The organism is Agromyces cerinus subsp. cerinus, from assembly GCF_900142065.1.
Classification (GTDB): domain Bacteria; phylum Actinomycetota; class Actinomycetes; order Actinomycetales; family Microbacteriaceae; genus Agromyces; species Agromyces cerinus.
In genome coordinates, this window is the sequence record NZ_FSRJ01000002.1 from 877,820 (window position 1) to 897,448 (window position 19,629).

General features: G+C 70.3%; 17 protein-coding genes. 11 read left to right on the forward strand and 6 right to left on the reverse strand.

The genetic code is table 11. The features are described 5' to 3' along the window. The first annotated feature begins 94 nt into the window (after positions 1-94). The 10 genes from BUR99_RS10100 to BUR99_RS10145 all read left to right on the forward strand — a co-directional run bounded on the left by BUR99_RS10100 (position 95) and on the right by BUR99_RS10145 (position 12,061). Positions 95-724 (forward strand): hypothetical protein, encoded by a 630-nt coding sequence (locus BUR99_RS10100; protein WP_074260179.1) that lies wholly within the window; start codon positions 95-97, stop codon positions 722-724. A gap of 160 nt (positions 725-884) precedes the next feature. After that, positions 885-2,102 carry an NADP-dependent isocitrate dehydrogenase gene (locus BUR99_RS10105; protein WP_074260180.1) on the forward strand — a complete coding sequence of 406 codons (1,218 nt, stop codon included), beginning with the start codon at positions 885-887 and terminating at the stop codon, positions 2,100-2,102. Between the two features lie 143 nt (positions 2,103-2,245). Beyond that, on the forward strand, positions 2,246-4,126 hold the full coding sequence (locus BUR99_RS10110; RefSeq protein WP_074260181.1) for a heavy metal translocating P-type ATPase: 1,881 nt from the start codon (positions 2,246-2,248) through the stop codon (positions 4,124-4,126). A gap of 123 nt (positions 4,127-4,249) precedes the next feature. Then, the gene (locus tag BUR99_RS10115) at positions 4,250-5,440 is read left to right on the forward strand and encodes an ROK family transcriptional regulator (RefSeq protein WP_074260182.1); all 1,191 of its coding nucleotides are present in this window, start codon (positions 4,250-4,252) and stop codon (positions 5,438-5,440) included. A 75-nt stretch (positions 5,441-5,515) separates the two neighbouring features. Further along, complete coding sequence (locus tag BUR99_RS10120; RefSeq protein WP_074260183.1) at positions 5,516-6,811, forward strand: extracellular solute-binding protein; 1,296 nt, start codon at positions 5,516-5,518, stop codon at positions 6,809-6,811. A gap of 121 nt (positions 6,812-6,932) precedes the next feature. Then, positions 6,933-7,889 (forward strand): carbohydrate ABC transporter permease, encoded by a 957-nt coding sequence (locus BUR99_RS10125; protein ID WP_074260184.1) that lies wholly within the window; start codon positions 6,933-6,935, stop codon positions 7,887-7,889. After that, on the forward strand, positions 7,886-8,818 hold the full coding sequence (locus tag BUR99_RS10130) for a carbohydrate ABC transporter permease (protein WP_074260185.1): 933 nt from the start codon (positions 7,886-7,888) through the stop codon (positions 8,816-8,818). Before BUR99_RS10125 ends, BUR99_RS10130 begins: the two co-directional genes overlap by 4 nt. Continuing rightward, positions 8,815-10,350, forward strand: coding sequence for a glycoside hydrolase family 3 protein (locus BUR99_RS10135; protein WP_074260186.1), 1,536 nt, complete (start codon positions 8,815-8,817; stop codon positions 10,348-10,350). Before BUR99_RS10130 ends, BUR99_RS10135 begins: the two co-directional genes overlap by 4 nt. Further along, entirely contained in the window at positions 10,347-11,297 is a 951-nt protein-coding gene (locus tag BUR99_RS10140; RefSeq protein WP_074260187.1) for an ROK family protein, read from the forward strand. Before BUR99_RS10135 ends, BUR99_RS10140 begins: the two co-directional genes overlap by 4 nt. Beyond that, positions 11,276-12,061: a glucosamine-6-phosphate deaminase gene (locus BUR99_RS10145; RefSeq protein ID WP_074260188.1), complete on the forward strand. Its 786-nt coding sequence runs from the start codon at positions 11,276-11,278 to the stop codon at positions 12,059-12,061. The genes BUR99_RS10140 and BUR99_RS10145 overlap by 22 nt, the downstream gene beginning before the upstream one ends. Positions 12,062-12,118: 57 nt before the next feature. Here the strand turns inward: BUR99_RS10145 and BUR99_RS10150 are convergent, their stop codons facing one another. Further along, the gene (locus BUR99_RS10150) at positions 12,119-12,709 is read right to left on the reverse strand and encodes a TetR/AcrR family transcriptional regulator (protein ID WP_074260189.1); all 591 of its coding nucleotides are present in this window, start codon (positions 12,707-12,709) and stop codon (positions 12,119-12,121) included. 102 nt (positions 12,710-12,811) lie between these two features. On the opposite strand from BUR99_RS10150, the gene BUR99_RS10155 reads away from it, so the two are divergent. Next, a complete protein-coding gene (locus BUR99_RS10155) occupies positions 12,812-13,867 on the forward strand; it encodes a hypothetical protein (RefSeq protein ID WP_074260190.1) in 1,056 nt (351 codons plus the stop codon). A 45-nt stretch (positions 13,868-13,912) separates the two neighbouring features. On the opposite strand, the gene BUR99_RS10160 is transcribed toward BUR99_RS10155, so the two are convergent. The 5 genes from BUR99_RS10160 to BUR99_RS10180 all read right to left on the reverse strand — a co-directional run bounded on the left by BUR99_RS10160 (position 13,913) and on the right by BUR99_RS10180 (position 19,620). Next, positions 13,913-14,281, reverse strand: coding sequence for a YrdB family protein (locus BUR99_RS10160; RefSeq protein ID WP_074260191.1), 369 nt, complete (start codon positions 14,279-14,281; stop codon positions 13,913-13,915). 23 nt (positions 14,282-14,304) lie between these two features. Next, positions 14,305-15,168: a formyltetrahydrofolate deformylase gene (gene purU / locus BUR99_RS10165; RefSeq protein ID WP_074260192.1), complete on the reverse strand. Its 864-nt coding sequence runs from the start codon at positions 15,166-15,168 to the stop codon at positions 14,305-14,307. 9 nt (positions 15,169-15,177) lie between these two features. Next, a complete protein-coding gene (locus BUR99_RS10170) occupies positions 15,178-17,196 on the reverse strand; it encodes a sigma-70 family RNA polymerase sigma factor (protein ID WP_143231569.1) in 2,019 nt (672 codons plus the stop codon). 477 nt (positions 17,197-17,673) lie between these two features. Continuing rightward, positions 17,674-18,834, reverse strand: a complete 1,161-nt coding sequence (nagA, locus tag BUR99_RS10175; protein WP_074260194.1) for an N-acetylglucosamine-6-phosphate deacetylase — start codon at positions 18,832-18,834, stop codon at positions 17,674-17,676. Next, complete coding sequence (locus BUR99_RS10180) at positions 18,835-19,620, reverse strand: DeoR/GlpR family DNA-binding transcription regulator (RefSeq protein WP_074260195.1); 786 nt, start codon at positions 19,618-19,620, stop codon at positions 18,835-18,837. It abuts the gene before it with no gap. Between the last annotated feature and the right edge of the window lie 9 nt (positions 19,621-19,629).

A 19,629-nucleotide genomic window follows, 5' to 3' on the forward strand; every position in this document is an offset into this window, starting at 1 on the left:
AGCGGCAACAAAAGCGCACTGCCGCCGAGCCGTCAGGGTCGCTGATAGTCTCTCGCGGGTTGTCGATGTCGGTCGTCGGAGGAAGCGGGAAGTCATGCGTCGAGGGTTCATGTGGTCGGGTCTGGTGATCGCCTCGGCGATGCTGCTGAGCGGGTGCGCGTCGAGCGCCGAGTCGCAGCCGACCGGCGAGCCGACCTCGGAGTCGACCGCCGCGGCGGTGCCTGCCGAAGACCGGCTGCCGACCGCCGAGGACCTGCCGGAGGGCTGGATCGCGCAGCCGGACGTCGAGGCCGAACCGACCGACGACGCGGATGACGCCGAGGCGTCAGACGACTCGCGCGGCGTGTGCGGCGGCGACTTCTCGGGCGGCGTGTCGGTCGAGCCCGACGCCTCGCGGATGTTCGACCTCGAGTGGATGGCGGCCCAGCTCTCGGTCTCGATCGTGCAGGACTCCGATGAGGACTGGCAGGCGCTCGTCGAGCAGATCGCCGCGGACGCGGCCGAGTGCGACGGCCAGGTGAGCCTCGCCGACCTCACCGATCCCGAGTCGGGCGTCGTCGTGCTGCTCGCCGACACGGGCGGGACGACGCCCGGCCACGTCACCTACAGCCTGATCACCGATGGGGACGACCTGCTCGTCGTCGGCACGTACTCGACGGTGCAGCTCCAGCGCGCCATGCTCGACGAACTGCTCACGGACATCCGCGACACGGCCGGCATCTGACCTGATCGAACGGATGCCGCGGCATCCGCATGCGCTCGAATCCGAGCCGGAATTCTCTCGATGTCGAGATATTCGGGCGACGCGGTAAGCTGGCAGACGGCGTGTCCGACCGCCCCGCACACTTCCCCGTTTCCCCCAGTAGATCCAAGGAGAGACCCTGTTGTCCAAGATCAAGGTTGAAGGCACCGTCGTCGAACTCGACGGCGACGAGATGACGCGCATCATCTGGCAGGCCATCAAAGACACGCTCATCCACCCGTACCTCGATGTGAACCTCGAGTACTACGACCTCTCGATCCAGAAGCGCGACGAGACCGACGACCAGATCACCATCGACGCGGCGCACGCCATCCAGAAGCACGGCGTCGGCGTCAAGTGCGCGACGATCACGCCCGACGAGGCGCGCGTCGAGGAGTTCGGTCTGAAGAAGATGTGGAAGTCGCCGAACGGCACCATCCGCAACATCCTCGGCGGCGTCATCTTCCGCGAGCCGATCATCATCTCGAACATCCCGCGCCTCGTGCCGGGCTGGAACAAGCCGATCATCATCGGCCGCCACGCCTTCGGCGACCAGTACCGCGCCACCGACTTCCTCTTCAAGGGCGAGGGCACCCTCTCGGTCTCGTTCACCCCGAAGGATGGCGGCGAGCCGCAGCAGTTCGAGGTCTACCAGTCCCCGGGCGACGGCATCGCGCAGGTGCAGTACAACCTCGACGCCTCGATCCGCGACTTCGCACGCGCCTCGCTGAACTACGGCCTCTCGCGCAACTACCCGGTGTACCTCTCGACGAAGAACACGATCCTGAAGGCGTACGACGGTCGCTTCAAGGACATCTTCCAGGAGATCTTCGACACCGAGTTCAAGGAGCAGTTCGACGCTGCCGGCCTCACCTACGAGCACCGCCTCATCGACGACATGGTCGCCTCGGCCATGAAGTGGGAGGGCGGCTACGTCTGGGCTTGCAAGAACTACGACGGCGACGTGCAGTCCGACACCGTCGCGCAGGGCTTCGGCTCGCTCGGTCTCATGACCTCGGTGCTCGCCACTCCCGACGGCAAGGTCGTCGAGGCCGAGGCGGCGCACGGCACCGTGACCCGTCACTACCGTCAGCACCAGGCCGGCAAGCCGACCTCGACGAACCCGATCGCCTCGATCTTCGCCTGGACGCGCGGCCTCGCGCACCGCGGCAAGCTCGACGGCAACCAGGAGCTCATCGAGTTCGCGGCGACCCTCGAAGACGTCGTCATCACGACCGTCGAGTCGGGCGCCATGACGAAGGACCTCGCGCTCCTCGTCGGCCCCGAGCAGGGCTACCAGACGACCGAGGAGTTCCTCGCGACGCTGGCCGACAACCTGAAGGCGCGTATCGCCGCGTAGTCGACACGCCTCGAGACGGGGGTCGGATGCCACTGGCATCCGGCCCCCGTTCCGTTTCGGTCCGCTCGCCCTGGGACAGCCCGAATCCCGTGCACCCGGGGCGGGGGAGCGACTGGACGGCGGAACGAGGGGAGGATGGACGCATGGCACGCCTTCTGAAGCTCGCACGCAGGTACTGGGTCGTGACCCTCACGCTCGGCATCGGTCTCGCCGGCATCGTGCTCGCGCTCACCGGGGCAGGCGCCGCCGTGCCGTGGATCTTCAGCGTCTACGCGCTCGGCATCGCCGTCTGGCAGGCCGTCGGCATGGTTCGCGACATCCTGCGCGGGCACTGGGGGCTCGACATCCTCGCAGTGACCGCGATCGTCGCGACGGTGCTCGTCGGGGAGTACGTCGCTGCGCTCCTCGTCGTGCTCATGCTCACGGGCGGGGCCGCGCTCGAGGACTACGCCAACCGCCGCGCCAAGCGCGAGCTCGACGCGCTCCTCACGCGATCGCCGCAGCACGCGCACCGCATGGAGGGCGACGCGATCGTCGACGTGCTCGCGTCCGACGTGCAGGTGGGCGACGTGCTGCTCGTGCGGCCGAGCGAGATCGTGCCGGTCGACGCGACGCTGCGTTCGCACGAGGCGAGCTTCGACGAGTCGTCGATCACGGGCGAGTCGGTGCCGGTCGAGAAGCAGGCCGGCGATCTGGTGCTGAGCGGCTCGGTCAACGGCCAGTCCGCGGTCGAGGTCGTCGCCGCGGCGTCCGCCGCCGACAGCCAGTACCAGCAGATCGTGGCCCTGGTGACTGCGGCGGCCGAGTCGAAGGCTCCGGTCGTGCGGCTGGCCGATCGCTACGCCGTGCCGTTCACCGTCTTCTCGCTCGCGCTCGCCGGGGTGGCGTGGTGGGTCTCTGGCGACCCCGTGCGCTTTGCCGAGGTGCTCGTGCTCGCCACTCCGTGCCCGCTGCTCATCGCAGCGCCCGTCGCGTTCATCGGCGGCATGAGTCGCTCGGCGAGGAACGGCGTGATCGTGAAGGGCGGGGGAGTGCTCGAGCAGCTCGCCGCGGCGCAGACCGCCGTGTTCGACAAGACCGGCACGCTCACGTACGGCTCGCCGACGCTCGTCGCGATCCGCCCGGAACCGGGCTTCGGCGAGGACGAGCTGCTCGCAGCGGTCGCCTCGGCCGAGCAGTACTCCTCCCATGTGCTCGCGACGTCGATGATCGAGGCGGCGAAGCATCGTGGACTGCCGCTCGTCGAGGCCGAGTGGGCGCGCGAGGCGGCGACGAACGGCGTGACGGCCGAGCTCGACGGGCGGGAGATCGTCGTCGGCAAGTTCGCATTCGTGCAGGAGCACGCGCCCGAGGCAGAACGCACCGGTATCGCACCGGGCGAGCTCGCCGTGTACGTCGCCGTCGACGGGCGCTTCGCCGGGGCGATCCTCGCGAGCGACCGCCTGCGCGACAACGCCCATGCCACGCTCGCGCGACTGGGTGAACTCGGCGTGCACCAGACGATGATGCTCACCGGTGACGCGAAGGCGACCGCCGATCACATCGCCGCAGAGCTCGGCATCACCCGGGTGCGCGCCGACTGCCTGCCCGCCGACAAGGTCGCGGAGGTCGCGGCGATCGCCGAGCGGCCGGTCATCATGGTCGGCGACGGCGTGAACGACGCACCGGTGCTCGCGGCGGCCGACGTCGGCATCGCGATGGGGGCCAAGGGCGCCACGGCGGCGAGCGAGTCGGCGTCGGCGGTGATCCTCGTCGACGACATCTCGCGCACGGCGAAGGCGGTCGAGATCGGGCGCGACACGGTGCGCATCGCGTTGCAGAGCATCTGGCTCGGAATCATCGTGAGCATCGGGCTGATGATCATCGCCGCGTTCGGCGTGATCCCCGCGACGATCGGAGCCCTCCTGCAGGAGGTGGTCGACCTCGTGACGATCCTCGCGGCACTCCGCGCGATCGGCGGGAGGCTCGACGCCAAGGCCGAGGCGTCCGGCCGAGGCATCCACTCGCTGGTCACAACTCGGTAACGCCGCGAAGAAATCGTCGGAACCGTCTTGCGAGGAGTTTGTTCGTAAGGTTTACTAACAAACGTGACTGCAACGGATGCACAGCGAGGCCCGGTCACGGTGCCGACGCCCCCCACCTCCCCGGTGGCATCCGAACTGCGCGCCGCGGTCACACCCGGCGCCGTCATCTTCGGCCGCTCTCGTGCCCTTCGCCCCACCGGCAAGGTGCTGCCCGAGCACGCACGCACCCACAACCGCGCACTCGTGCTGCAGACGCTCTACAGCGCCGGTGCGCAGAGCCGGGCGGATGTCGCCCGCGAGACCGGTCTCACCCGCGTCACGATCTCCGACCTCGTCGCCGACCTCATCGCCGAGGGCCTCGTGGTCGAGCTCGGGCAACGCGAAGACGCCCGCCCGGGCAAGCCGGCCACGCTCATCGACGTCGCCCGCGAGGCGTTCCACATCATCGGCATCGACCTCTCGGAGCACGAGGTGTTCCGCGGCGCCGTGGTCGGGCTCGACGGCCAGATCATCGATCGCGACGAGGTCTGCCGCGACGGCGCGACCGGCGAGTCCGCCGTGCTCCTCGTCGAGGCGCTCGTCGAGCGCCTGCTCGCCCGCACCTCGACCCCCGTGCTCGGCATCGGCATCGGTTCGCCCGGTGTCGTCGACCCGCACGGGGTCGTGCGCTCGGCCCCGAACCTCGGCTGGAGCGATGTCGCCTTGCAGGGCCGCCTCGCCGCCCGCTTCGCGCTGCCCGTGCACGTCGCCAACGACGCGAACGTCGCCGTGCTCGCCGAGCACGGCTCCTCCGACCACGACGACCTCCTGCTCGTCAAGGTCGGCCACGGTGTCGGCGCCGGCCTGATCATCGGCGGACGGCCGGTCGTCGGCGGCGGCTTCGCGGCCGGCGAGATCGGCCACGTCGTCGTCGGCACCGACGGCGGACCCCGCTGCGCCTGCGGCAGAGACGGGTGCCTCGAGGCCTGGGTCGCCGCACCGCGGCTCACCGCGCAGCTCGCCGAACTCGGCGGCGACGGCGACACCGGCGCCGCGGCATCCGCTCGCGACGACATCCTCCGCGAGGCCGGCCGACGACTCGGCATCGTGCTCGCACCCGTGGTCGGCGCGCTGAACCTCTCCGAGGTCGTGCTGAGCGGCCCGGCCCAACTGCTTGACGGCGTGTTCCACGAGGCCGCCGTCGACACGCTCCGGAAGCGGACGATGACGGAATTCAACCGTGATCTGAGGCTCCGGATGTCCGAGCAGGCGGAGGACATCGTCCTTCGCGGCGCGGCCGTCATGGTCCTTTCCGGACAACTCGGGGTCACCTAGCTGACCCGCCACCCGGACGCGTTCACCCGAACCGGTTCCGGCGCACCACACCCCAACCAAGAGAAGGAAACCGCAATGAAGAGGAAGTACGCTGCCGCGGCGATCGCAACCGCCGCCGCACTCGTTCTCGCCGGTTGCAGCTCGACCGGCGAGCCTGCCGACGACGGGTCTGCAGATGGCCAGAACATCACGCTGTGGCTGATGGGCGGCGACACGCCCGACGAGCTGCGCGACTACCTGAAGTCCGAGTACGCAGACGCCACCGGTGGCAAGCTGACGATCGAGGAGCAGGGCTGGGGCGACGCGGTCGCGAAGCTCACCACCGCGCTTCCCGACGCCGCGAACACCCCCGATGTGACCGAGATCGGCAACACCTGGTCGCCGACGTTCACGAACGCGGGCGCCTTCACCGATCTCTCCGACATGTACGACGAGCTCGGCGGCGACAAGCTGCTGAAGTCGTTCGTCGAGGTCGGCGAGGTCGATGGCGCGCAGTACGCGCTGCCGTACTACTTCGGCTCGCGCTACAACTTCTACCGCAAGGACATCTGGGACGCAGCGGGCAAGACCGTTCCCACCACGCTCGACGAGTTCGGCGAGACCGTCACGTCGCTCCGCACCGACGCGCAGTCGGGCTTCTACATCGGCGGCTCCGACTGGCGCAACGGCATCTCGTGGATCTTCGCCAACGGCGGCGAGCTCGCGGTGAAGGACGGCGACAAGTGGGTCGGCGCCCTGTCGTCCGACGAGTCGGTCAAGGGCCTCGAGCAGTTCCAGGCCCTCTTCACGGGTGCCTCGAACGCGCCTGTCACCGAGTTCGACAGCACCCCGTGGGTGAACATCAACAACAACGACGCCACCGGCAAGCCCGAGGCCGCAACGATCATCGCTCCCGGATGGGCGCACTGGTCGATCGGCGACCTCGCTCCGGACCCCGCTGACTCGACCAAGACGATCGCGACGTGGAACGACGACGTCTTCGGCACCTTCGTGCTCCCCGGTGTCGACGGCGGCGTGGCCCCGGTCTTCGCAGGTGGATCGAACATCGCCGTGTCGGCGGCCAGCAAGAACCAGGCCGGCGCCAAGGAACTCATGAAGATCATCTTCTCCGAGGAGTACCAGACGATGCTCGGCGAGAACGGGCTCGGCCCGGCCAACCTCGACTACGCGTCGAGCCTCGGTGACGACCAGTTCGCGAAGGCCCTCATCGAGTCCGCTGCAGGCTCCAAGCTGACCCCGGCCGCACCCGGTTGGGCAGCGGTCGAGGGTGCCGGCATCCTCGAGGAGTTCTTCGGCAAGGTCTCGGGTGGCGGCGACGTCGCCGACCTCGCTGCCGAGTACGACGAGAAGCTGAACGAGCTCCTCAACTAGCACCCGGCGGATGCCTCGGCATCCGCGACCAGCACCACCGGGGGCCGCGGGCGACTCTTCGCCCGTGGCCCCCACCCATGAAACCCGTGACGCGAGCTCCATTCGAAAGGAGGATGAGAACGTGACCAGAATCCTCGCTGACGATGTCGCCACCGCGACTCCGGCTCCGCGCGCGTCCGCCCCCGCGCGACGCCGTCTCTCAGTGCCCCACCTGCTCCTCATCCCCGCCATCCTCATCCTCCTGGTCGGCATGGGCTATCCGCTCGTGTGGCAGATCATCACCTCGACGCAGGACTTCGGCATCCAGCAGCAGTTCGGCAAGCCGGCCGACTTCGTCGGTCTGCAGAACTACATCACGCTCGCCACCGACCCCACCATGTGGCAGGTCGTCGGCCGATCGCTGCTGTTCTGCTTCGTCACCGCGGCCCTCACGCTCGTCGTGGGCCTGCTCCTCGCCATGCTCATGACCGCGGTGGGGCGCACCGCCCGCCTCACGCTGCAGATCTCCCTGCTGCTCGCCTGGGCGATGCCCGTCGTCGCCGCGATGACCGTGTGGATCTGGCTCTTCGACCGCCGCCGCGGCGTCGTGAACTACCTGCTCGACATGATCCCCGGCGTGGACATGAACCGCTTCTCGTGGCTGTCTAACCCCCTCACCTTCTTCATCGTCGCGAGCATCATCGTGATCTGGATGTCGGTGCCGTTCGTCGCCTTCTCGGTGTACGCCGGCCTCACCCAGGTCTCCGACGAGGTGCTCGAGGCCGCCCAGCTCGACGGTGCCAACGGCGCCAAGCGCCTGCGATACATCATCATGCCGATGATCCGGCCGGTCATCATGATCGTGCTGCTGCTCCAGCTCATCTGGGACCTGCGCGTCTTCACGCAGATCACGATGCTGCAGGACGCCGGGTCGAAGGCCTCCGAGTTCGACTTGCTCGGCACCTACATCTACAAGCTCGGCGCCGGAGCCCAGGACTTCGGAATGGCATCGGCCGTCTCCATCTTCGTGCTCGCCCTGACCCTCGCCATCAGCTGGTTCTACGTGCGCTCCCTGCTCAAGGAGGACGAACAGTCATGACCACCTCCGTCACGATTCCCACCGGCGGCGAGCTCGGTGCCACCGCGTCGGCGATCCCCGTCGCCCGAGTCCGCACCCGCACACGGTGGAGCCGGCGCTTCCGCCCCCGCCGCGTCGTGCTCACGGTCCTCGCGTTCGCGATCGCGATCGCCTGGGTCTTCCCCGTCTACTGGATGCTGAACTCGTCGCTGCTGCCCAACCGCACGCTGCAGTCGTTCATCCCGACGTTCCTGCCCATCGGCGGCTCGCTCGACAACTACGAGAACGTGCTCGACGGCGGGTCGTTCTTCTCGGCCCTCGGCATCAGTCTCTCGGTCACCCTCATCGCGGTCTTCTGCTGCCTGCTGTTCGCGTTCCTCGCGGCCGTGGCGATCAGCCGCTTCCGATTCAAGGGCCGCAAGGCGTTCGTGCTCGCGGTGCTCATCGTGCAGATGCTCCCCGCAGAGGGCCTCTTCATCGCGCAGTACAAGATGGTCTCGAGCGTCGGCCTGCTGAACTCGGTGATCGGCGTCAGCATCATCTACACCGCGGCCGTCGTGCCGTTCACGGTGTGGATGCTCCGCGGCTTCGTCGCCGGCATCCCGGCCGACCTCGAGGAGGCGGCGATGGTCGACGGCCTCAGCCGCACCCAGGCGTTCATGCGCATCACCTTCCCCCTGCTGGCTCCCGGCCTCGTGGCATCGGGCGTGTTCGCCTTCCTGCAGGCGTGGAACGAGTTCACGGTCGCGCTCGTGCTGCTGCCTGCCGAACAGATGCACACGCTGCCGCTCTGGCTGCGCGGGTTCATCCAGGCGAGCGCCACACGAGAGACCGACTGGGGACAGGTGATGGCCGCATCCACCCTCGTCGCGGTGCCGGTGATCGTGTTCTTCCTCATCGTGCAGGGACGGATGACGAGCGGGCTCGTGAGCGGAGCGGTCAAGGGATGACCGGCACCGACTCGACCGGCGCGGGCACCGACCTCCGCCGGGACATCCTCACGACGCTGCTGCCGGGATTCGACGGCCTGAATGCTCCCGAGTGGGTGCTCGGGCTGCTCCGCGACGGACTCGGCGGGGTCTGCCTCTTCGGGCAGAACATCGAATCGCCCGAGCAGCTGCGCTCGCTGAACGCGACGCTGCGCACGGCGAACCCGCTCGCCGTGATCGCGATCGACGAGGAGGGCGGCGACGTCACCCGGCTCTTCTACGACCGCGGCGCGCCGTTCCCCGGCAACGCTGTGCTGGGCCGCATCGACGACGTCGAGCTGACCGCCCGGGTCGCCGCGGCCGTGGGCGAGGCGCTCGCCGCGACCGGATGCACCGTGGCCTTCGCCCCCGACGTCGACGTGAACGCGAACGCCGACAACCCGGTGATCGGCATCCGCAGCTTCGGTGCCGATCCCGAGCTCGTGGCGCGCCATTCGGCGGCATGGACGACGGCACTGCAGCAGACCGGAGTGGCGGCCAGCGCCAAGCACTTCCCGGGCCACGGTGACACCGCGACGGACTCGCATCTCGCGCTCCCCGTCGTCGACGTGCCGCTCGCCACCCTGCGCGAGCGCGAGCTCGTGCCGTTCCGGGCCGCGATCGCCGCCGGCAGCCGCACGATCATGACCTCGCACATCCTGATGCCCGAGCTCGATCCCGAGAACCCGGCCACCCTCTCCCCGCAGATCCTGAACGGCCTGCTCCGCGGGGAGCTGGGGTTCGAGGGCGTCATCGTCACCGACGCCCTCGACATGAAGGGGGCGAGCGGCGTGCACGGCATCCCCGAGGCTGCGGTGCGCGCCCTCGCCGCCGGTTGCGACCTGCTCTGCATCGGCTCCGACAACTCCGCCGAGGAGATGGCCGAGATCGTCGGCGCCGTCGAGGTCGCGATCGCGACGGGCCGGCTCCCCGAGGCGCGCGTGCGCGAATCCGCGGCCAGGGTGCGCGCGCTCGCCGCCGAATCGGTTCCGGTGCCCGCGGGGCCGGCGCTTCCGGCCTCGATCGAGCCGCGGCACGACGCCGAGGAGATCGGCCGCGTCATCGGCGCGTTCGAGGTGACGGATGCCGCACGCCAACGTCTCGCCCGATCGACCCGGGTCGGCACGGTCGTGCGCGTCGACGCCGTCGCGAACATCGCCGTCGGTGTCGCGCCGTGGGGCCCGTTCGCCGCCGAAGACGTCTCGGAGAACCCGTCGTGGCTCGGCGGCGCCGAGACGGTCGCCGTGTCGGCGCAGCAGGGCCTCGTCGATCCGGCAGGGCTCGACGGCGTCGTGCTCGTCGTGGGCAAGGACCTGCACCGGCACGAGTTCGCCCGCGCGGCGATCGATGCGCTGCGCGCGGTGCGCGACGACGTCGTGACGATCGACATGGGCTGGCCGTCGAACGATCGCGCCTATGCCGACGTCTCGACGTTCGGGGCCTCGCGTCTCCTCGGCGAGGCGGTCATCGAGTTCGTCGACGACGCGCTCAGGGCAGCGGTGGCGACGTCGTGAGGCTCGGCATCGACATCGGCGGCACCAAGACGGCCGCGGTGGCGATCGGTGCCGACGGAGAACTGACCGACCAGGTGCGCATGCCCACGGGGTTCGGTGCGGAGGAGGTCGTCGCGACCGCGCTCCGCACCGTGGAGCGCATGAGCGAGCTCTCCGGGGTCGGCGCGGCGTCGTTCACCTCGATCGGCATCGGCATCCCCGGTGCCGTCGACAGCGCGACCGGCCGCGTGGAGCACGCGGTGAACCTCGGGCTCGACGGGCTCGATCTCGGCCGCCGCCTCTACGACCGCCTCGGCGTCGACGTGCGGGTCGAGAACGACGTGAAGGCCGCGGCTCTCGGGGCACACCACCTGCTCGGCCGATCCGACCCCGTCGACCTGCCCGGCGGGCGCCGGGCCGATTCGATGGCCTACCTCAACCTCGGCACGGGGCTCGCCGCCGGCGTGGTGTTCGACGGGCGCCTGCTGCGCGGCGGCCACGGCGTCGCTGGTGAGATCGGCCACATCCCGATCGATCCGGTCGGCGTGCTGTGCGGGTGCGGGCAGCGCGGATGCCTCGAGACCGTGGCATCGGGCCTCGCAATCGCGCGTACCTGGCCGTCGAACTCCGAGCATCCGGCACGTGAACTCTTCGATGCCGCGGAGGCGGGCGACGCGCGCGCGATCGCGGTGCGAGAGGACTTCCTCACCGGCGTGGCCGCGGCGGTTCGCCTGCTCGTGCTGACCGTCGACGTCGACGCCGTGGTGATCGGGGGCGGGCTCGCCGCGCTCGGCGGTCCACTCCTCGCCGGCACACGCCGTATCCTGAATCGGTGGGCGGTCGAATCGGCCTTCCTCGCATCGATAGACCTCGCGACTCGCGTGCAGGTCATCCCACCCGGATTCCCAGCGGCCGCCGTCGGCGCCGCCCTCGTAGGAGAAGACCCATGGCTGAAGTCGTCGTCGTAGCGAACGAAGACGCCGCAGGCGCACTCGTGGCCGACACGATCGTCTCGCTCATCCGCTCGAAGCCCGATGTCGTGCTCGGCCTCGCGACCGGTTCGACGCCGCTCGCGAGCTACCGCGCGCTCGCACGTCGCATCGCCGACGACGCGATCGACGTGCGCGGCGTGCGCGGCTTCGCGCTCGACGAGTACGTGGGGCTGCCGGCCGGGCACCCCGAGAGCTACCGCGCGGTCATCTCCCGCGAGGTCGTCGAACCGCTCGGGCTGACCCCTGAGCTCGTGCGCGTGCCGAGTGGCGACCCCGCCACGATCGAGCACGCCGGTGCCGACTACGAGGCGGCCATCACGGCGGCCGGCGGCGTCGACCTGCAGATCCTCGGCATCGGACGCACCGGCCACATCGGCTTCAACGAGCCGGGCTCGTCGCTCGCCTCCCACACGCGGGTCAAGACCCTCACCGAGGCGACGCGACTCGACAACGCCCGCTTCTTCGATTCGCCCTCCGACGTGCCCATGCACTGCATCACCCAGGGCATCGGAACGATCCTCCGCGCACGCCACCTCGTGCTGCTCGCGTTCGGCGCCGCGAAGGCCCACGCCGTCGCGGCCGCCGTCGAGGGGCCCGTCTCGGCGAGCCAGCCGGGTTCGGCGATCCAGTTGCACCCGCACACCACGGTCATCGTCGACGAGGCCGCGGCAGCAGAACTCGAGAACCTCGACTACTACCGCCACGCCTGGGCGAACAAGCCCGCCTGGCAGGGCATCTGAGCCAAGCGTCGCCGATGGGGCGAGCGGATGCCGCGGCATCCGCTCGCCCCATCGCGGTCAGTGGGGGAGGAGCTCCCTGACGCTCGCGAGGTAGGCCTCGTCGTCGAAGTCGGGGAAGATCTGGCGCTGGATCATGAAGCCCTGCCCGAGCGCCAGCATGATCGGCACGAGCCGCGCGATCGTGGCGTCGATGTCGCCGCCGGCGTGCTCGGGGTGCGCCTCGAACCACGGGCGAACGGATGCACCGAACGCCTCGGGCACGAAGGCGAGCGGCGCTCCGATGCTCTCGAGGATCCCGGGGTCGGCGGCGGCGTCCGCCCAGAGCTGCACGAGCAGCCGGGTGTCGAAGGTGTCGCGCATGCCGCGGAGGATCGTGGCGACGACCTCGCCGGGTGTGAGCAGACGGCCGCCGGCCTGTTGCGCCTCGACCTCGAGGCGCCGACTCTGCAAGGTGCGGGCCGCGACGGCGGCGAACAGTTCCTTCTTGCCGGCGAAGTGCCCGTAGATCGCGCCGGCCGACAGGCCGGTCTCGGCGATGACGTCGGCCATCGAGGTGCCCTGGAAGCCCTTGGCGGCGAAGGCGCGCAGCGCGGCGTCGATGATCTCGTCCCTGCGTGCCTCGCGGTACGCGGCGGTGACCTTCGGCATGCTCGGCTTCCCCGTCGATGAGCGGATCTTCGTTCTTGACAAGCCTAGACGGCGCGCTCAGAATAATAAAGAACGAACATTCGTTTTTCTTCGGAGGAGATCATGGCCCACTCGGATGTCGCGAACCGGCACACCCCCATCGGCCGCGTGGTCGGCATCGCGCTCGCGCTCGCCGCGGTCGTCGCCGTCATCGTGCTCGCGTTCTCGTGGCCCTCGGTGACGGCCGACGCGAAGAACCTGCCGATCGCGATCGCCGGCCCCGCCGAGGCGGTCTCCGCGGTCGAGGCCACGGTCGACGAGCAGTCGCCGGGCGCCATCGCGTTCGACACGGTCGACGATCGCGAGGCCGCCGTGGCCGCGATCGAATCCCGTGAGGTGTACGGCGCCATCGTGCTCGGGGCCGAGCCCGAGGTGCTGACCTCGTCGGCGTCGAGTCTCGTGGTCGCGCAGCTGCTCACCGGCATCGCGAGCGGACTCGAGGAGGGCGTGAACGCCCAGGCGGCTGCTGCGGCCGAGGCCGCCGGTGCTCCCGTCGCACCGCCGCACATCGACGTCGCCGTCACCGACGTGGTGCCGCTCGCCGACACCGACCCGCGCGGCACCGGGCTCACCGCAGCGCTCTTCCCGCTGGTGCTCGGCGGCATGCTCGGCGGCATCGCGATCTCGATCGCCGTCATCGGCGCGATGCGCCGGGTCATCGCTGTGTTGCTCTACTCGACGGCGGGCGGGCTCGTGCTGGCCGGCATCCTGCAGGGGTGGTTCGGTGCGCTGCAGGGCGACTACCTGCTGAATGCCGCCGCGATCGGCCTGGCGCTGGCCGCCATCGCGGCTCCGATCACCGGGTTCGTGGCGCTCATCGGTCGCGCCGGCATCGCCGTCGGCCCGGTCGTCATGCTGCTGTTCGCGAACCCGATCTCGGGCGCCGCGGCGCCGAAGGAGTTCTATCCGGCGCCGTGGGGCGACATCGGGCAGTGGTTCCCGCCGGGAGCGGCGGCGACCCTCGTACGAGAACTCTCGTACTTCCCGTCGGCCGACATGACCTTCCCCTGGCTGGTGCTCGGTGCGTGGGCCGTCGGCGGACTGCTCCTCTCGGTCGTCGGACACTTCCGCACCGCGGGCGGTGCCGAACCCGACGCCGAGGCGGCCGTCGCGGTCTGAGCCTTCGGCCGGAAGGCGACCCGGCTCCGGCCGGGTCGCCGCGGGTCAGCCGGCGAGTTCCTTGCGGCCGTTGATGATGCCGCTCACTGCGGCGACAACGGCGAAGACGACGGCGACGACGGGCTGACCGAGCGTCCACCACCCGAGCGCAGCAGCCGAGAAGACCGCGATCTCCACGATCGCCTTGCCGAACGTGTCGATGCGGAAGACCGCCTTCGGGGACACGAAGAGCGCCCACGCGAGGATCGCGAGGAGCGGCGCGCCGATGCCGACGAGCACCCCGGGCCACGGAAGCGGGAAGGCCAGGAAGCCCCAGACGCCGAGCGAGACGAAGGCGAAGAGTTCGAGGAAGAACCGGAGGATGTCGTTCGGCCCGATCTTCGGCTGCTGCTCGTGCTGTTGTGCGTCGCTCACAACCGTCAAGCCTACCCGCGACCTCAGCGGAAGATGATCGTGCGAACCCCGTCGAGGAGCACCCGGCGCTCGGCGAACCACTTGACCGCCTGGCTGAGCGTGCGGCTCTCCTCGTCCTGACCGATCGCGACGAGCTCCCCGGGGCTGCGCGAGTGGTCGACCCGCACGACGTTCTGTTCGATGATCGGCCCCTCGTCGAGGTCGCTCGTCACGAAGTGTGCGGTCGCACCGATGAGCTTCACCCCGCGCGAGTGCGCCTGGCGATACGGGTTCGCACCCTTGAACCCGGGCAGGAACGAGTGGTGGATGTTGATGCAGCGGCCCTCGAGTGCGGCGCACAGCTCGGGGGAGAGGATCTGCATGTAGCGGGCGAGCACCACGAGTTCGATGTCGTGCTGGTCGACCGCGTCGAGCACCCGCCGTTCGAACACGGCCTTCGACGCGGCATCCGTCACTGCGAGCGACTCGAACGGCACCCCGTAGAAGTCGACGAGGTCGCGCAGGGTGCCGTGGTTCGAGAGCACGAGCGGGATCTCGACCGGCAACTGCCCCGCGCGCTGGCGGAACAGCAGGTCGTTGACGCAGTGGCCGGCGGTCGAGGCGAGCACGAGGGTGCGCAGCGGCCGGCCGACCTCGTCGAGGTGCCACTGCATGTTCCACCGCTCGGTGACCGGGGCGAGCGCGGCCTCGAACTCGGCGCGGTCGGCCGATGACTCGACCTGGAGGCGCATGAAGAAGTTGCCCGTGTCGAGGCTGGCGAACTGCTGGCTCTCGGTGATGTTGCCGCGAGCCGCCACGATCGCCCCGCTGATCGCATGCACGATGCCGGGGCCGTCGGTGCAGCTCAGCGTGACGACCCAGTGGTGGAGGTGTTCGGTCGCGGTCATCCGCCCAGATTACCCGGCGAAGAGCTCGCCCTTCGTCACCTGGCTGCGGTCGGACGACCAGTCCGTTCGCGTCGCGATCGATGCAGGACCCGTGCGGCCGTCGGCGGTGTACCGCACCGTCATCACGACGTTCCACGGGATGACCTCGAGGCCCTGCTCACGCCAGGTGCCGTTCGCGCCGAGGGGCACGGTGGCGAGGTGCCGTCCGTCGCGGAAGACCTGCACGTCGCGGTGCGCGAGGCCTCGAATGGTCGCCTCGTAGACGAAGGGACCGAATCCGCTCAAGACGAGGCTCGGACTCGCAAGCACCACCGTGACCGAGCTCGGCTCGGAACGGTTGCCCGCGACGTCGGTCTGCGTGATGCCGAGCACGTGCGTGCCGGCGGCGAGCCCCGAGTAGACGAGCGACCAGTTGCCGTCGTCGTCTGCGACGGCGTGGTGTTCGAGGCCTGCGGATGCCGCGGCCAGCGCTGCATCGCTCGAGCGCACGGTCACGTTGATGGTGGCGCCCGGCTCGGCCGTACCCGAGAGCAACGGGTCGACGAGCCCTCCGGCCGTATCGGGTTCGGAGACCACCGGCGGCAGTGCGACGTTGTCAGTCGGCTCGGTCGGGGTGGGGGTCGGGGTGGGAGACGGAGTCGGCGTGGGCGTGGGCGTGGGCGTAGGCGTCGGGGTCGGAGTGGCAGTCGGCGTCGGAGTCGGAGTAGCAGTCGGCGTCGGTTCGGGCGACGGGACCGGTGACGGAGACTGACGCGCGGGGACAGGATCCGCAGGGTCCGGCTCGGCCGCAGGGGCGTCGGCCTCCTCTGCCTCGTCCGGATCCGGCTCGACCACCGGTGCCGGTGCGCGCGGCGCCGGCGGGATCGCCGCGGGCGCCTCGTCGACCGATGGGTTCGACCCGGAATCTGCGGGCGCTGCGGCCACGGCCACGGGCGGCGACTCGGGGTCGGTCGGGTTCACGATGCCGGGCACCACGATCACGGCGGCGACCGCGACGGCGGCGACGAGCGCGCCGGCTCCGACGCCGATCACGACGCCGGTGCCGCCGAGCGCGCCGAGCCCGGTCGCGGATCCCGCACCGCCGGCGGCACCCGCGGTGCCGGCGCCGCCGGCACCCGCCCCTGCCGTAGAGCCCGCGCCGGCGGTCGACCCGGCGCCGGCGGTCGAGCCCGCGCCGGCCGTGTGGCCGATGATGACGGCGGGCATCGCGGCCGCGCCCATCGCCATCTCGGAGACGGGAGCGCCCTGCGAGAGCCAGGCCGAGTACGCGGTCGCGCCGCCGATGCCGGCGGTCAGCGGCAGCAGCACGAGCGCGAGCCGCGAGCCGACCTCGCGCGCCTCGGCCGCGACGATGGTGCATCGGGCGCAGTCGTCGAGGTGCGCCTCGAGGCGCGTGGTCTCGCGAGCGCGGAGCTTGCCGCGGGTGTACGTGCCCAGACGGTCGATGCTCCACTGGCACTCGGGCGCGTTGGCGGGGTTGCGCAGGTGCACGCGGATCCACGACTGCCGCAGACCCTCGCGAGCACGGTACGCCAGCGCCGCCGTGCTGTTGGCGCTCATGCCGAGGAGCGGCGCGATCTGCTGCGGAGTCATGTTCTCGACCTCGGAGTACCAGAGCACCTCCTGCCAGCGCGTCGGCAGCGCGCGGAAGGCCTGCGCGGTGGCGCTGCGGTCGAGCGCGTCGAGCGTGGCGGATTCGCTCGTGGCCGGGTCTTCGAACGACTCGAGCGTCTCGAGCGTCGTCTCGTGGCGCGCGCGGCCCCAGCCGGCGGCTGTGTTGCGGATCGTCGTGAAGAGGTACGGGCGGAAGGCACCCGTCGGCCCGCCACCGGCCAGGATCGCGCTGTAGATCTTCGTGAACGACTCGGCGACGAGATCGTCGGGGTCGAGCGAGCTGTACGAGCGCGCGACGGTGCGCGCCGAGGCGGAGTGACGTTCCCACAGCTCGGCATACGCCGAGCCGTCGCCCTTGCGCGTGCGCTCGATGAGCGCGGCGTCGGCCGATCGGTCGGTGCGCAGCGGCGGCACGACGGGCTCCTTCGGGTACAAGGCGGATCCGCAGGTCGAAGCGGTCCATCGATGAGACGCGCCGAGAGGGGGATCAGGACGCGAAGATTCGGGTGCCCCTATTCCACCAGAGATCGCTGGGAAACGGGTGCGGAAAAAAATCTCCGAATCCGCGTCATGAATGCCCCGTACTGCCGTCTCTCAGGTGGAAGGCGTGCGAACGCCTTCCGATCACCGCCGTCTCAGGCGACCCGAACACCCGAGACGGGTGCCGGCGCAGCCGGCGAGTGAGCGGAGTGCATCGGGGGAACGATGCGCTCCGTTCGAACGGGCGAGGGTCTCGGAGGCGAAGGGGAACACGCCTCCGGGCCCCGTCTCGAACGGGCCGGGATCTCGGAGACGATGGGGAACACGTCTCCGAGCTCCGTCTCGAACGGGCCGGGATCTCGGAGACGATGGGGAACACGTCTCCGGGCCCCGTCTCGATCGACGAGCTGATCAGGCCAGGCGCGAGCCTGCGCCCCACACGGCCTGCACGCGGAGGTCGGCGTCGAGCAGCACGGCGTCGGCGGCGAAACCCGGCTGCAGGCGTCCGAGGTCTCCGGCACGGCCGATCGCCGCGGCGGGCGTCACGGTGAGCGCGCCGACGGCCTCGTCGAGGGGGATGCCGCACTCGAGCACGGCCCGTCGCAGCGCCTCGTCCTGCGTGAGCGTCGACCCTGCGATCGACCCGCCCTCGCGAAGGCGGGCGACGCCGTCGGTCACGACGACCTCGAGCGAGCCCAGTTCGTAGACGCCGTCGGCGGAGCCCGTCGCCGCCATCGCGTCGGTGACGAGGGCGACTCGGCCGGGTGCGCCGGAGAAGGCGAGCTTCACGACGTCGGGGTGCACGTGGACCCCGTCGTTGATGACTTCGAGGGTGACGTGGTCGGCGTGCATCGCCGCCGTCACGGGGCCGGGAGCGCGGTGGTGGATGCCGCGCATGCCGTTGAACGCATGCGTCAGGATGGAGGCGCCGGCGTCGAACGCGGCGAGGGCGGTCTCGAAGTCGGCGCCCGTGTGACCGACGGCCACCCGCACATCGGCGGCGACGAACCGCGAGATCGCGTCGAGGGCGCCGTCGTGCTCGGGGGCGATCGTGATCTGTCGCAGCGTGCCGGCGGCCGCCTCGAGCAACAGGTCGACGGATGCCTCGTCGGCGTCGCGCAGCAGCGAGGGATCGTGCGCCCCGCGGAACTCCGTGTCGAGGAACGGCCCCTCGAGGTGCGAGCCGAGTACTCGCGGATCGCGCTCCGCGAAGCGGGCGATCGTCGTCAGGTCTCGAGTGAGGCGATCGACCGATGCGGTGACGAGCGAGAGCACCGAGCGCGTGGTGCCGTGCGCGTTGTGCACCGCGAGCACGGTCTCGATCGCCGCATCGCCCTCGTCGACGGCTGCGCCGCCGGCCCCGTGGCAGTGGATGTCGATGAATCCGGGAGTGAGGAAGCGCCCCGCGGCATCTGTCACGGTCGCCTGCTCGACCGCGATCCCGTCGCGCCAGCCGTCGCCGATGCCGCGCTCGGTGACCTGATCGCCGTCGAAGCGCACCCACGCGTCGGTGACGGTGTCGGCGCCGCTCACGAGACGCGCGGAATGGATGATGACGGGTGGGGTGCTCACCTAAGCAACGATAACGTCGTAGCCCGCGTCGGACAGCCGTTCGAGCTGTTCCTGCGTGGCCCCGGCGTCGGTGATGACGGTCGAGAAGAGTCGCCTCGGACCGATCGCCGCGAACGCCCGCTTGTCGATCTTCGAGGAGTCTGCGACGAGCACCGCCTGCGTCGCGCGGGCGGCCATGAGGGCGTTGACGGCGGCCTCGCGCTCGTCGTGCGAGGTCGGCCCGACGACGGGATCGATGCCGTTGACGCCGATGAACGCGAGATCGAGCGTGATGCTGCCGAGCACGGCGTCGGTGTACGCGCCGACCAGCTCGTACGAGCGGGCGTGCACGACGCCGCCGGTCACCACGGTCTTGATCTGCGGGCGCATCGCGAGCTGCATGGCGATGTTGATCGCGTTGGTGACGACGGTCAGGCTCGGGTCGGGCGCCGGCTCCATGATGTCGGCGCGCGACATGAGGGCATCCGCGATCGCCGTCGACGTCGTGCCGCCGCAGAGGCCGATGACCGCTCCGCGCGGGACCAGGGCGCTCGCCGCATGGGCGATCGCGGCCTTCGCGTCGGGGTTCTGCTGGTTCTTGTACCGGATCGGCAGGTCGTAGGCCACGGAATGCGCCACGGCTCCGCCGCGCGTGCGGGTCAGCAGCTGCTGACGGGCGAGGGCGTCGAGGTCGCGCCGGGCCGTCGCAGGCGACACCTCGAGGCGGTCGACGATCTGGTCGACGTCGACCTGGCCGCCCTCGGCGAGGAGGTCGAGCACGGCGCTCAGGCGTTCGGCACGATTCATCCGTTGCAC

What these genes read in the sequence shown, in the direction of transcription:
- BUR99_RS10100 (WP_074260179.1), top strand. Translation starts at nt 95, where the DNA reads ATGCGTCGAGGGTTCATGTGGTCGGGTCTGGTGATCGCCTCGGCGATG.
- BUR99_RS10110 (WP_074260181.1), top strand. Translation starts at nt 2,246, where the DNA reads ATGGCACGCCTTCTGAAGCTCGCACGCAGGTACTGGGTCGTGACCCTC.
- BUR99_RS10120 (WP_074260183.1), top strand. Translation starts at nt 5,516, where the DNA reads ATGAAGAGGAAGTACGCTGCCGCGGCGATCGCAACCGCCGCCGCACTC.
- BUR99_RS10130 (WP_074260185.1), top strand. Translation starts at nt 7,886, where the DNA reads ATGACCACCTCCGTCACGATTCCCACCGGCGGCGAGCTCGGTGCCACC.
- BUR99_RS10135 (WP_074260186.1), top strand. Translation starts at nt 8,815, where the DNA reads ATGACCGGCACCGACTCGACCGGCGCGGGCACCGACCTCCGCCGGGAC.
- BUR99_RS10145 (WP_074260188.1), top strand. Translation starts at nt 11,276, where the DNA reads ATGGCTGAAGTCGTCGTCGTAGCGAACGAAGACGCCGCAGGCGCACTC.
- BUR99_RS10150 (WP_074260189.1), bottom strand. Translation starts at nt 12,709, where the DNA reads ATGCCGAAGGTCACCGCCGCGTACCGCGAGGCACGCAGGGACGAGATC.
- BUR99_RS10155 (WP_074260190.1), top strand. Translation starts at nt 12,812, where the DNA reads ATGGCCCACTCGGATGTCGCGAACCGGCACACCCCCATCGGCCGCGTG.
- purU (WP_074260192.1), bottom strand. Translation starts at nt 15,168, where the DNA reads ATGACCGCGACCGAACACCTCCACCACTGGGTCGTCACGCTGAGCTGC.
- BUR99_RS10180 (WP_074260195.1), bottom strand. Translation starts at nt 19,620, where the DNA reads ATGAATCGTGCCGAACGCCTGAGCGCCGTGCTCGACCTCCTCGCCGAG.